9 protein-coding genes are annotated in these 14,063 nt (G+C 29.1%); 2 read left to right on the plus strand and 7 right to left on the minus strand.

Going from position 1 to position 14,063, the window contains the following annotated elements; translation table 11 throughout:
• Positions 1 to 100 precede the first annotated feature (100 nt).
• The 3 genes from RSA29_RS06445 to RSA29_RS06455 all read right to left on the minus strand — a co-directional run bounded on the left by RSA29_RS06445 (position 101) and on the right by RSA29_RS06455 (position 4,224).
• On the minus strand, positions 101 to 3,070 hold the full coding sequence (locus tag RSA29_RS06445) for a DEAD/DEAH box helicase (RefSeq protein ID WP_346942596.1): 2,970 nt from the start codon (positions 3,068 to 3,070) through the stop codon (positions 101 to 103).
• Between the two features lie 158 nt (positions 3,071 to 3,228).
• Entirely contained in the window at positions 3,229 to 3,666 is a 438-nt protein-coding gene (locus RSA29_RS06450) for a globin domain-containing protein (RefSeq protein ID WP_346942595.1), read from the minus strand.
• Positions 3,667 to 3,864: 198 nt separating this feature from the next.
• Complete coding sequence (locus RSA29_RS06455; RefSeq protein ID WP_346942594.1) at positions 3,865 to 4,224, minus strand: YbaN family protein; 360 nt, start codon at positions 4,222 to 4,224, stop codon at positions 3,865 to 3,867.
• A 126-nt stretch (positions 4,225 to 4,350) separates the two neighbouring features.
• Here RSA29_RS06455 and RSA29_RS06460 point away from each other — a divergent pair, with 126 nt between their 5' ends.
• Positions 4,351 to 4,746, plus strand: coding sequence for an Rrf2 family transcriptional regulator (locus tag RSA29_RS06460; protein WP_346942593.1), 396 nt, complete (start codon positions 4,351 to 4,353; stop codon positions 4,744 to 4,746).
• A 233-nt stretch (positions 4,747 to 4,979) separates the two neighbouring features.
• Positions 4,980 to 6,773 carry a peptidoglycan-binding protein gene (locus RSA29_RS06465; RefSeq protein WP_346942592.1) on the plus strand — a complete coding sequence of 598 codons (1,794 nt, stop codon included), beginning with the start codon at positions 4,980 to 4,982 and terminating at the stop codon, positions 6,771 to 6,773.
• Positions 6,774 to 7,422: 649 nt separating this feature from the next.
• Here the strand turns inward: RSA29_RS06465 and RSA29_RS06470 are convergent.
• The 4 genes from RSA29_RS06470 to RSA29_RS06485 form a co-directional block, all read right to left on the minus strand.
• Positions 7,423 to 9,768, minus strand: coding sequence for a restriction endonuclease (locus tag RSA29_RS06470; protein ID WP_346942590.1), 2,346 nt, complete (start codon positions 9,766 to 9,768; stop codon positions 7,423 to 7,425).
• Positions 9,769 to 10,004: 236 nt separating this feature from the next.
• Positions 10,005 to 10,328 (minus strand): hypothetical protein, encoded by a 324-nt coding sequence (locus RSA29_RS06475; RefSeq protein ID WP_346942589.1) that lies wholly within the window; start codon positions 10,326 to 10,328, stop codon positions 10,005 to 10,007.
• A gap of 163 nt (positions 10,329 to 10,491) precedes the next feature.
• Positions 10,492 to 12,228: an anti-phage-associated helicase HerA gene (herA, locus tag RSA29_RS06480; protein ID WP_346942588.1), complete on the minus strand. Its 1,737-nt coding sequence runs from the start codon at positions 12,226 to 12,228 to the stop codon at positions 10,492 to 10,494.
• A gap of 1 nt (position 12,229) precedes the next feature.
• A complete protein-coding gene (locus RSA29_RS06485) occupies positions 12,230 to 13,441 on the minus strand; it encodes a DUF4297 family anti-phage-associated protein (protein ID WP_346942587.1) in 1,212 nt (403 codons plus the stop codon).
• Between the last annotated feature and the right edge of the window lie 622 nt (positions 13,442 to 14,063).

Raw genomic sequence — 14,063 nt, forward strand, 5'->3', positions numbered from 1 at the left:
TGATTGATATTTATTTGATAATTTAAATTTATCACAATTTTCATATTATTTCAATAATGCAACCTTTAATTTAGTCAGATAAAGTGTAATCTTAAGCTATCTAAGAAGTAATATATTCATAAATATCTTCTCGAACTGGAGTATAAAGATTATATTTAATCTCCACTGCATTCTTATTAGTATTTTTCATGATAATAGGATGTGGTTTGCCTACTGCTCCAATTTTCCCTAGATAGTAGAACTCTTTTGAGGCTTTGTCATCCTTATTCTTTCTAACAAACAAGCTCATTTCAACCCCATCTTTCTCTGCGTTATAGGCTTGCAGAACATCATCTGAGGTCTCTGTTCTACCTGATTTAGATATGGCAATTAGTTGTGAAGAGGATTCAAACCTATCTTCGTAATTAGTTGAATCACTAATGCCTTCTGATTTCTCATAGTTAATAAACACTGGATAGGTTTTTGTCTTTTTATCAAACTTATATCCACCAATATTTAGAGCTACTTCGCCCTTTTCCCATTCTAATAATCTACATACATCATCATAGGTATACTTTTGGTATAACTGAAAACTTGTCCCCATATAGCGGTGACCATAAAGCTTCTTGTTTCTCTCTATGCCAAATTCAACTAGTTCCTCAACTATAGCTTTAAAGGTAGGATTTTCTAAGTTCTTTTTAAATACATGTGATGTTTTATAATCAGTTCCATTACTTTCAAGGAAAACACAGTTTTTATACTTATCTTTTCCGCTTCCCGTTGGAAATTGATTTGTAAGTACATTAACAACGGATACTTCTGTAATGTCTTTAGGGATAATTTCATACTGGTCTTTTAAAATAGTATTTAACCTTGTGATTAAATCATATTCATGGAGCATTGCACATTTAATCATTTCCAATTCATGGATTCTCTTTCCTGATGCCAGCTTCTTCGAAATAAATTCAACAAACTCTTCTTGAATAGGACTAAGTTTTACTGAGTATTCCTTATCATATTTTGTTAAAAACTTATAATATGATCCTAAGGACTTATTATCAAAAATTCTTATAACATCAATAGAGTCATGTAAGTCAAAGTCTTTTAATCTTGGTATTCTTCCTAGCTTTTGCTTTAAATTATTATAACTCTCCTTAATAAGCCTAACATCATTGAAGTTAGCACTATCAATAGAATCAAAAATACGTTTCTTAGAAACCTCATCAAAGTTAATAGTAGAACATCCTGGAATAACTCTCGTTCCTTCCATAATGTACTTTCTAATATTGTCCTTATTATAGGTATTGTCCCCTGAAAGTGCTATTGGAATTAAAAAGTTCTTTTCATAATTACCAATAAAATCAATGATAACAACAAACTCTTTATCTTCACATTTTCTAAGTCCACGTCCTAGCTGCTGAACAAAAATTATAGAAGACTCCGTTGGTCTAAGCATTACAATTTGATTTACCTTTGGAATATCTACACCTTCATTAAAAATATCAACTGTGAAGATATAATCTAAGGAATCCTCTACTTCATCCTGCTCTAAACGATTAATTGCATCCTCTCTCTGCTGTTGCGTATTCTCTCCTGTGAGAGCCAAGGTTTTATATCCACGTTCATTGAATTTAGAAGATAGCTCCCTTGCTTCTTTTTTATCACTACAAAATACTAATCCATGTACTCTATCTCCAGAATAACCATAGAATTTAATTTTACTAATTATATGATTAACTCTTTCATCTGCCACTAAATATTTAAATTCTTCATTACTGTTTAACTCATTACCTTGAACTAATATATCTGTAATTCCAAAGTAATGAAAAGGACATAGCAAATCTTCTTCTAATGCCTGTTGCAGACGAATTTCATATGCCACATTATGGTCAAACATCTTAAAGATGTCAAAGTCATCTGTTCTCTCAGGTGTAGCTGTCATTCCTAGTAAAAACTTAGGCTGAAAATAATCAACTATCTTCTGATAACTACTTGCCCCTGCTTTATGAACTTCATCTATGATAATATAATCAAACTCTTTTTTATCAAAGCTATGTAATATATTGTCCTTAACCATCATCTGCATGGTAGAAAACACAAAGTCCTTATTCATATCCTTTGAATGACCAGAAACAATTCCCATAGTTCTAGTATCACCAAAAACATTCTTATAGCTTTCTAAAGCTTGTTTTGCAATTTGCTCCCTATGAACAATAAATAAAGCTCTATTGGGATTATAATTTCTTAAATCGAAGGCAGATAAATAGGTCTTCCCCGTACCCGTGGCTGAAATCAACAAGGCTTTATCCTTACCCTCTGCTCTTATATTATCCAAGGCCTCAATTGCAGAAACCTGCATCTTATTTGGCTTTAATTTATATTGAGCAATTCTTGGAACTCTACTTTGCTTAGCATTCTCCCTTTGCTGCTTATATATCTTCTCATAGGTCTCAATCCACTTAACGTCTAAGCTATCAGCATCCTTCCACATAGTGTTAAACTCATGAAGTACACTCATGGTTAAAGAACCTTCTTCTAAAGAAGATACCTTCACATTCCACTCTTTATTCTTAGTTAAAGCAGTTTGGGTTAGATTAGAACTACCAACAATAAGCTTATAATGGTCATCATGACTAAAAATATAACCCTTTGTATGAAAGTTCTCTTTAGAATACACCTTCAACTCAATATTAGAAAACTCCAAAAGCTTCTTAAGTGCCTTTGGTTCACTAAAATTAAGGTAATCAGTAGTTAATATCTTCCCTTTAATACCTCTCTCCTCTAAGGATTTCAGATTCTCCAAAAGTGGAGTTATACCACCAGTTGTAATAAAAGCCACAGACATAATAAATTCATTACACTTAGATAACTCCTTTACAATATCACTTAAAACTTTATTTCCTTTATTATGATCATTTATAAGTAACTGCGGACGTAATGCTAGGTTAGAATCTATACCATGATTTATTAACCCTGTTTTAGAAGCGCCTAAAATATCATCCGCTATCTTACCATCTATATTAGAACCAATTTCAATTGATTTATGCTGTACCGTAAAATTAACAACTTGCGACTCTACGCCTTGTTTCAAAATTGAATCCCCCCTGACATGTTGGATTGTATAAATAGATCTTACCATTGTTAAGATTGATATACAAATTTTAGGGTTGGAATGGTGCGTGCTATATTTAATTCATAAAAAATGTCATGCTCACAATCCTTGTGAGCATGACAAAACTTACCTATTATTTATTTTCTTGATGCATAAATTTCTTTTTCAACCTCTATAAACACTTTAGCAATTTCGCCATAAGCTTTACCCCATGCATCAATAATATCCTCTGTTGCTGCATCTCCTAAAACCTCTTTAATTGCTCCTAAAAGATTAGCTCCAACTATGGGATAATGCTCTTCTTTAATTTGAACATCACAATGTTTTTCACCTATTCTCTTAACTGCTGGTAATAAAGCACCTAGGTTGTCTATGTTTTGAGCTGCTGCTAACACAGTCATAGCTAATGCTTTGGGCTGCTCTCCTGAAGCTTGTCTATCCATATTGAATAATGATTTAACCTCCGGATTGTTTTCGAACATATTTTTATAGAAAGTTTTTGTTATTTCTAATCCATGCTCCTTTAATACAGGTACTGTGCTTTTAACTATTTCAATTGTTTTTTGATCTAACATATAATATCTCTCCTTTAGCCTTCTTTTGCAAATTTGTAATCTCTATTCTTCTTTTGCAAGTTTATAATTTATATTCTTTAGTTTTCTTTTGTGACTCTATAACTTTTATTGTTTAATAATTATTATCACTTGTTGTATTTAATATAACACAGGATTTTTAAATGTGCAAGTAGTATACACATTATTTTTCAAAAGAAATTATGTGGTCTTAATTTGGAAAATAAAATAGTAGTATAGGTATATATATGTAGCTACAATAATTAGCTTTAACCAACTTTCTAGTATTACTAAAGGAACTAGGAGCATTGTTGATGCAAACACTAAAAGAAACACCTTACGCTTTAATGGTAATGTTCTTGACTCAACAAATTCTCTAGCATACTTTTGGTATATGCTTGTTTCAACAAGCCACCTATTAAATCTTGGAGAGCTCTTACCATAAAAATAACAGGATGCCATAAGCAAAGGTGTCGTTGGAACTACAGGTAAAACTATACCTATAACTCCTAACATTAAAGTAAAATTACCAAATATAAAAAATATATATTTATTCATCATTGTATCCTCCTTAATTCATAGCACTAATTTATCATAAAACATAAAATGTGTAAACAAAATATACATTTAATATCTCTGTATTTTTTGCTACAATATAATAAATTAAAATATTAAAGGAGAATTGTTATGCAAATATCTAAATTTACAGATTATGCTTTTAGAGCCTTAATATATTTAGCTAGAAATAGAGAAGACCTTGCTACTGTTGATAAACTTGCTGAGCACTTAGAAGTATCAGAACATCATATGAAGAAAGTTATACATAAGCTCGCTAAAACAGAATATATAATATCAACAAAAGGCAGAAATGGCGGATTAAAACTAGGTGTAGAGCCAAATGAAATAAATCTTGGAAAAGTATTAATAGTAACTGAAGAAAATTTAAGCTTAGTTGAATGTATGGATAACCCCAAACTTTGTCCACTAATGACAAGTGGTTGTAAGCTTAAAGGAATAATTTCTAACTCATTGCAAATCTTTATTGATGAATTGTCTAAATACACCTTAGAAGATATACTATAAATGGTCTCTCCATTCCCTGTGAAGCATAGAATGGAGAGATATCCACAGCTATCAGCTCTGTAATATCTGCAGGAATGTATGAGATATCTTCTCTGATTTATAAAAGTACTTGCCAAAGCAAAAGGTGCTGCAAATTATATTGCAACACCTTTTGACTTTATTAGAAAACTTAATATCACTAATTTTAAATTTATCTATATAATAATATAAGATGAATATAAAAGGAGAAATTTATGGCAATTGGTACATTAAAATTTCAACTCTTTATTGGTAATCGTTCATTACCCGTTAGAGATGCAGAAATAATTATAATAGATAACGAAACTGCAACCCCTTTAATAGAAGGTCCCTTATCCTTAGATGAAAATGGCACTAGTAGTGAGATAAAATTATATACCTATGAAAAAGCACTTTCTCAAGACCCTAATGAAACTATGCCACCTTACAGAACCTATGATGCAATTATAGCTAGTAACTCATTTAAAAATATCCTAATCAAAAACATCCCAATATTTGATGGACTTACTTCTCTTCAACAAATTCCAATGATACCTAAAACTAGAACTATTACAGATAGTGAAGATATTGTAATTCCTCCAAATGGCTTATTATATAGCGTTAAACCTATTAAAAATTCAATTCTCCCAAAACCTAATAAGATTACCCCAAAGATTTTATCTGAGACTGTTATTCCTAAAAATATTACAGTACATTTAGGTTCACCAACCTCCAATGCTCAAAATGTTACAGTCTTGTTTACAGACTACATCAAAAATGTTGCTTCAAGCGAAATATACCCAACATGGCCTGTAGCTGCTATTCATTCAAATATTATTGCCCAAATTTCCTTTACTTTAAATAGAATTTTTACTGAATGGTATAGAAGCAGAGGTTATAATTTTGACATAACAAACTCAACTGCATATGATCATTTTTTTGTAGTTGGAAGGAATATCTTTGACAATATAAGCGAAATAGTTGATGATATTTTTGATGATTATATAGCAAAGGCTGATTTTTTAGAGCCACTTCTTGCACAATACTGTAACGGAACAACTGTAACCTGTGATGGACTTTCACAATGGGGTACAGTTACTGCTGCAAATTCAGGTCTAACCACATTTGAAATACTTCAAAAATACTATGGATATGATATTGAATCTAGAAGTGCAAAAATAATTGAAGGCGTACCCGAGTCTTATCCGGGAATTCCACTAAAGTTAGGAAGTTCTTCTGATGATGTTAAAATAATACAGGACCAATTAAATAGAGTAGGTAAAAACTACCCCGCTATCCCTAATATAAATCCTGTGGATGGAAAGTTTAATAAAATAACCGAAGATGCTATTAAGGTATTTCAACGTGTATTTAACTTAACTCCTGATGGCATTGTTGGAAAGTCTACCTGGTATAAAATTTCTCAAATATATGTGGGCGTAAAAAAACTTGGAGAGCTTCAATCTGAAGGAGAAGTCTTACCTATACCACCATCTCCACCATCCTATATTTTAAAACTTGGGTCAACTGGTGATGGAGTAAAGCTTGCTCAATTTTTCTTAGCTTGTATTGCTGTATTTTATGATGCTATTCCGCCTATAAAAATTACTGGAGTATTTGATAAAGAAACAGAAAATGCTGTTAAGGCATTCCAAGCCTTCTTTGGTTTAACTTCGGATGGAATAGTAGGTAAAATAACTTGGAATAAGCTTTATGACGTGTATAAAACTGTTGAACCATTTATCCTAACCGCATCTGGACAAATACCAAAGTGGCCAGGATATATTATTAGAGAAGGATCCCGTGGTGATAATGTTAAAACTATTCAAAATTGGCTAAAAACCATTTCAAAAAAATACACTAAGATACCTAGTGTAGATGTGGATGGTATCTTTGGTCCAAAAACAAAGTCAGCTGTTATTTCCTTTCAAAATTTATTTGGACTAACTCCCGATGGATTAGTTGGAATACTAACTTGGAATAAGCTTTTTGAGATTTATGCTGAAGTAATTAAAGAAGGATTAGCATAAAATAAAGAAATTTATACATCCATCTATTATTTATTTTATAATATTATTCTATTTAACAATATTCTAACACTAAACCTGATCCGTAAAAAACAACGGGTCAGGTTTCTGTTTCTTTGTATTTATATACATATCTATGGCTCCAGATATTAAACTTATAATCTAGAACTCCTATACACAAAATATTAGCAAATAAACTTTATATCTGAATACATTTATTCTCCATAAACCAATTACTATAAAACAAAAATCCCCATTAATTTTTAATCTTGGTTCATGAATATAATAACAATTCTTTATTGAATGTATATACTTTCCTTTAGCAAGTGCTTGCCCTGGCAATTACTCCCTCCCATATGGGTTTTTGCTCCAACCTGAGTTTACTAAACTGGTTGAGATTGCTTAATTAATGCACATCCTGCTGGGGTAATGGCAAAAGGCCTTTGAACTTGAGCTTGCTATTTATTAAACTATTTCAGCTCTTGAAGAACTGCCATTATTAGCCTAATTGGCATATAAATAATTCTAATAAAACAAATTTCAAAGTCCATAAATAACTGTACACCATATGAAGCTGGCAGTGACTTGGAGGACAGCTACTTTTCATTTAATCTAACAATTATTCAGTATAATACTTTTACAGCACTGTAACTCATCGTTCAAATATAGCTTCAATTTCAGAAATACATAATCCAGCTGAACTACTATAGCCATGTTCTTCGTAATCTGAGTCTCCAGGCTCAAGATAAGAATCAATAACACTTTCAATGCCATCCGTATTGACACTGTCATATATTCTCATATTTTCATATTTGTAAATGTTTTTATCTAATTTAGATAATTTTTCTTGTATTTCTTTTTCAATGTCTTCCTCTGCCAATTTCCTTAATACCCGAACTACCTCATCCTTATCATAATCCATCTCTTCATGATCTTCATAGTACCAAGTTTTCATACTTTTATTAATTAAATCGTTAATATCATAACTATCGCAGTAATCGGAAATATCTATATTTTCTACAAACCACAGTATCGCATCATTTATCAATTCTTTGCACAATGGCTTTAACCATGAAACCTCTATACTGTTTTTTTCATAACACTTACTTAATATATTTACTGAATAAATTAACTCTTCTAAATCTAAATTCATCAATAAATTGTAAATATAATCTTGTTTTAAAATAAATTTACGGATTGAATAATACGAATATAAATCTTCATCAAACAAGTGTCCTATAATATCAAAATGAGATAGCCAATCATTTTTCGAAAAGCAGCAACAATAGGCATTATTTAAATAATCAAAAACTATCTGTTCATACCGTATATCTTTTATATTATATTCACAAATATGTGCTGCAACAAAATATATTTTTTCTTTTTCAGTGGTAAAGTCAATCTCATTTATTTTACCACTAACGACAAGTTCAAAATGTATATTGGACAACTCATCTTTTGAATAGCAACGTTCTAACTGTTTATAATTAGATATTGATTTACGAATTTCATTTACTTCTAACTTATTATTGGCAAAAATCAATTTCAAATAATCGTTCACAGAAGGATTTATCACCCCAATATGCATTTTCCCTTTGTTGTCAATAACATTTATAATAGACTGATTTAATCGTGATACTATTGATTCATAATTGTCTATTGTATAATCAACATTTTTCATTTGTGATAATCGGCTATTAAAACACTTTTTTAATACTCCGCATTCTACATTAGTATCAGTTAAAGAGTATAATGTAGATAAAAAAGCTCTATCAACATCTTGAAGTCGCCTATCAAATTCATTTTTCCATATGTCATTTGGATTTGATAAATTTTCAAGTATATAATCAAAATATGCAGCAGGCGTTACTTTTGAATAGTTAGTAGCATATGTTATATGCTCAATTATTCTTGGCGTGTAATTGTTATGCTGAATGATTTTTAAATAATTCTTATTTTGTTTTATAGTGTTGTAGTATTCTTTTGGAATACATCTATAAATTAAATGATTATAAAAAATTTTTGCCTTCTCTAACTGAGTTATTTCGTTCATATTTATTGTAAAACTTCTTATTTTCTTTTCGCGAAAAAAAATATTGAAATCTATAGAACGTTCTTTTGCTTCATTTAAAATAGTAATTCTTGAATTTAAAATAAGCTTTTTAGTTTTTGATAATTTTACGTACTTTATTAAAGAAAGTAATTCATTTTCTTGAGTATGCTTCATATTAAAATAATGTTGGCCTAAACAGTCATCCAATAGTATTATTTCTTTGCATTCTTTTTCACTTGAAAGTGATTTTTTTATATCAGAAATATCACCATTGGTAGTGTATCTTACTCTATATCCTTGTGTAGCATAATATAAAACTAACATTTTTGACGTAATTGTTTTACCTACACCTGGTCCACCTGTTATCATAAGTAACCCATTCTTGTCTAAATATTCGATACATTGTTCGTAAATATTAGTTTGAACAAAAAATTTGCTATCTTCATCTATATCACTAAGAAGTGATTCACAATCAACAAATATATCTTGATTGAAAATCTCATCTAAAATATTTGATGCATAGAGCCATAATTTGTAGTGTTTCCTTACAACGTCTGAGTTTTCTGACTTTTGTAAAAAATCATCTATTTCTCTTAAAGTAATAATATTTTTATCGTTCTCCATAAAATCAGAAAACATATCATATATTTCTGTAATATTCGCATCTGTTAGCATCATGCCACAGCATATATGGTATTGATTAGGTTTCCATTTGTTAACATTTTTAATTTCATTTTTTAGTGTAGTGCGTAAATTAGGAAACTTACTTCCAATATAATGTTTTGCTTGTACAATAATGTTATGAGTACATGTATTGTCAGTTAAATCAATACCACCATCTCTGCCTTTGGCAAATAATCGCAACGTTGTTGATAACTTTTTTTCCATTACATCTTTACATAGCTCTTCAAATTCAACATCATTTAAATTTGTATAATTAAACATTTTACCACCTTTTTACATTCTTAAAGATGCATACCTTTACATATTTTTTATTTATTTGGTCATATATTCAAGTTTATATTATATGTATAATTTAAAGTTAAGTTTTTATATTTTTTATGAGCAAACTTATTTACTTCACTCTTTTGTAAACTCTGCCATGGGTATAAAATTTGGAAATTCATCATTTACTAAGCTGCTATTCCAATGTAACCTTATTCTTGGAATAATTTTCATCTCTACGATAATGTCGAAAGACCCTTGGGACTTGAGTTTGCTACGTACTCTAATTCTAAGAAGAAACAATTAGCAAACAAATGATGCCAATTTTCATAACACCTTATATCTACAGACCATATATCGATAAACTCATAATATTCAATACTTTTCAAATCGTAATAAAGCATTGAATCATAATGCTTTTCTTTCTGTTTATTGTTACACTTTCTAGTATGCCATTCTGTTTCAAAAATAACTATACCGCCAAACAAATCACCTAAAACTGTGCTTATGAGATTGGTATTTACAAACAAACTTTTAAATAAATGAAAAAACCTATACATAAAAATTACTTCCAAGTCAATGTTAACCTTTGTAATACCATTATATATATATTTTTAAAATAATTATATTTTCCAATTTCATGTATAATTAAAGACTAATTTCAAAATTAAATTTATTAAAAAAATCTTCTCCATATCAATATCAAGTACAGATTATAACCAACTATTTATACCATTCATTTTCTATTTCCGTAATATCGACATCCTTCCATTTATCTTTCCATAACTCCCAATATGGGATATCGTTTGAAGATGGAGGATTAGCACATGGATCTATTTGTACTATTGAAGGTATACTAACTGATTCTCCAATAAGTAAAGCTTCTCCCGCTTTTAATGAAGGCATTTTATCTATTAATCCCCCCATTGTATCAGGTAATAACTTTTTCACATATCCTTGGTCATTGGGGTTTGTAAGTCTCATTGCAAGAAAGTTACTACATTGCGAAAAAATAGTTTCTGATATTTCAGAAGGTCTTTGACTTGCTAATAATAGTGTAACTCCATATTTTCGTCCTTCCTTTGCAATTCTTTCTATAGACTTCTTAGAAGCTCTAAATCTAACAAGTTCACTATTGGGTACATATTTATGTGCTTCTTCATATACAAGTAAAATAGGTGCATCATTATTTATTTTTTCTATTTCACTTTTTCTACATCTTATTTTTTTATAGTAATACCCATATTCAAATATTATTCTTGATATTAACGAAACTGTTATACTTAGCACTTCAAACGGTACCCCACTAAGATCTATTATCGTTACATTTGTTTCTTTATTATTTTCATAACCCAATAATTTTTTTAATGTTTCTTCAAATGATATCCTCTTAGACGCTTCTCCCAAAAGAAAGTCAAATCTTTTATCACTAATTTTATTTTCTAGTCTATTTAAAAAATTAATTAGTTTACCATTTAAACTCCCCGTTGCTGATGTTCCTTTACAAATTAATTTTTCCTTAAATAACTTGTTCATATTATCTTCATTAAAAATAAATGTATTTCCTTCAGAATCTTCCCATGAAATATCATTATCCTTACTTTTTTTTTCATTATTTCTATTTTCTATATATTGCAATACTTCTTTCAAATCAAAGAATAGTGGTGAATCAAAGTGAATTTTTTCTTTATCTGTTTGACTTCCGGTAAATTTCAATTTACGATTATTTACTATCGCTTCTTTGAAAACATTCCTTTGATTATGATCATTTGCATCTGTATCTAAAAATAATTCTTCTAACTCTTCGCTATTTAATAGCCAATAAGGTAATACAAGACTACTATTTGTAGTATCTAAAAAATTTGCATTCGGAAATGCAGCCTTATATTCTGAATGTATGTCAAAAATTATAACATGTGAATTATTCAAGGCAAAATCCCCATTTTTTTCACTGGTTGCCTTTTGTATAATTGTTGCTAATGAATGTGATTTTCCTGACCCCGTTGAGCCTACTATAGCTATGTGTTTATTAAAAAACTTGTTTCCATTTACAGGAACTTTTATTTTATTATTAGCTGATAAAGTTGAAAAAACAAATTTTTCTTTTTCATCTAATGAATTCTCATAAATCTTTCTAATTTCTTCTTCACTAGCAGGCTCTACTTTTTTAGGCGGAATAGCTAAAGAATCACCACCACGTATAAATTTGTTATTTTTTATTAATCCCAATGGATTTGCTTCTATAAGATATTTTCTCTTTCCACTGTCATTAACTTCTATAGAAAAATTTTCTATAATACCTATAAGAATCGAATTTTCGTTATCAGCTATTCTTAAATAAGAACCTACTTTCAATGACTCATCAGCTATTTTAAAGTCCTCTAAATTGTCTACTGATATTTTAATTCTATTTGGATAAACAGATATAACTTCTGCATTAATTTTTTCTATTTCACACATTCTAAATAACCTCCTTTACATATTTAAAATTCTTTACTTGAATTTTAACACTTTTTATACTTTTATTTTCTATATTCACATATGGATTTTTCATATAAAATTGAAATACCTCTCTAGTCTTACTTACTTCATTTAACGTAAGATGTAAATATTCTAACTCATCCAATATTTTTATCCTAATACCATTTTCGAATTTAGCTGTTTGGACTATTGATTTCATTGAGAATAAGGCTCCATTGTAATCGAAACCATCTATAAATTTAAAACCCTCATTATATAACTCTCTTTTAATTTCCAATAATTCATTTATATCTATATTGTGTATATATATATATGGGCAATATGGGCTCGTCTGCCTTTTTGATATATTAGTCCACTTCTTTGAAATTAAAAATATCAAATTTTTCAGTTCCGATCTTTTATAATTAGCCTCATCAACTTCAATTAAAAAAAATCTCTCAAATGGAGATATATTTAATGATGTGAAATATTCTTTTCTTATAGTTGCAAAATACTCCTTTTCGCCTCTATATGCTAAAAACCATTCATTAAATAGTAACTGTTTATTATTTATAAGTTTTATAAACTCTTTTTTTGTTATCACTCTTTCAGAAATATCTAATTTAGTAGCAATATCTTTTATTACTTTAAGTGCACTATTATAATAAAAATGTTCTGCTGTAAACTCTGAACAATCAAATTTTTCCTTTAATAAATCAATAATCTGTTCTACCTGACCTTCATAGCTTATTGCATTAATATTTATAGTAAGTTTAGAAATAAAATCATCTAAATCTTGATCATTAAGACCTAGCTCATCATGATAGATATGCCTTACCTTATCTTTAGTATATGTTAAAAAATATTTCTTTAGTGAATCTTTGTTTATTGGTAATCCAAGTTTATCTTGTCCAGAACTATAAAATCCATATAAATAATAATTTACACTGGATTTATTTCCATCTTTCACTTCCTTATAATGATTTAGCATTAGTCTAATCGGCTTTGCGATTACAGAATGGTTATATTCTGTTTTTGAATAATATTTACATTGTATAGCTGTTTCTTCTGTCGCTGTACTTATATCTACATCTTCCACACCCTCAACTGTAATAAACTCGTCTTCATTATTTAAATTTAGTAATTTATATATAGCATAGTCAAATTGATAAAAGTATCCTATAATTGTATCAATTGCAGTTCTTTCTCTCATATTTCTCTCCTAACCTATATTGAGCAAACTCATTCATTTCACTTTTTGTAAGTTCCCAGAGGTATAAAATTTGGAAGTTCATCCCACGCTAAATTGCAGTACCAATGCTAATTATACTATTTAACTCCATAATATTCTAAATATTATTTTTACCATCTCTTCCTTTAATACTGCTAATTTGCTCCTTATTTTTAAAATCCTCATCTTCCGTGTTAAAATTATAAAAACTGATAAAGTGCATAAATTTAAATATTACAAGGCATCTTTGTGCTATATACATTATAAGAACACTAAAAACAAGAAAAAGTTATTTTCATGTTTTCTTTTAAGAAATAATAATTTCAGTATCTACTCTTATTCTAGGATAATGCACTTTCATTATACTACAATTTTTATCATTATATACTAATTTTGCCTATAATATTTATTTTGATTTTATCTATGATTTAAATTGCTTCTTCATCTCAATCACTGCCTAACAAAAAAAGACAGCAAAGTTTTATTACAAAATTTCAATATCTTTATTAATTATTTGACCTCTTTTTTTGTTAATAACTTCAGTCTTATCTCCTTCATCAACTCCCATGAGGCCAATTATTTTTCATAAACAACTTACCATAAA

The organism is Clostridium sp., assembly GCF_036660475.1.
Classification (GTDB): domain Bacteria; phylum Bacillota; class Clostridia; order Clostridiales; family Clostridiaceae; genus Clostridium_J.

Excerpts from the sequence above, each read along its gene's own strand:
- RSA29_RS06450 (WP_346942595.1), bottom strand. The coding sequence starts at position 3,666 with ATGTTAGATCAAAAAACAATTGAAATAGTTAAAAGCACAGTACCTGTA.
- RSA29_RS06455 (WP_346942594.1), bottom strand. The coding sequence starts at position 4,224 with ATGATGAATAAATATATATTTTTTATATTTGGTAATTTTACTTTAATG.
- RSA29_RS06460 (WP_346942593.1), top strand. The coding sequence starts at position 4,351 with ATGCAAATATCTAAATTTACAGATTATGCTTTTAGAGCCTTAATATAT.
- RSA29_RS06465 (WP_346942592.1), top strand. The coding sequence starts at position 4,980 with ATGGCAATTGGTACATTAAAATTTCAACTCTTTATTGGTAATCGTTCA.
- RSA29_RS06470 (WP_346942590.1), bottom strand. The coding sequence starts at position 9,768 with ATGTTTAATTATACAAATTTAAATGATGTTGAATTTGAAGAGCTATGT.
- RSA29_RS06475 (WP_346942589.1), bottom strand. The coding sequence starts at position 10,328 with ATGTATAGGTTTTTTCATTTATTTAAAAGTTTGTTTGTAAATACCAAT.
- herA (WP_346942588.1), bottom strand. The coding sequence starts at position 12,228 with ATGTGTGAAATAGAAAAAATTAATGCAGAAGTTATATCTGTTTATCCA.
- RSA29_RS06485 (WP_346942587.1), bottom strand. The coding sequence starts at position 13,441 with ATGAGAGAAAGAACTGCAATTGATACAATTATAGGATACTTTTATCAA.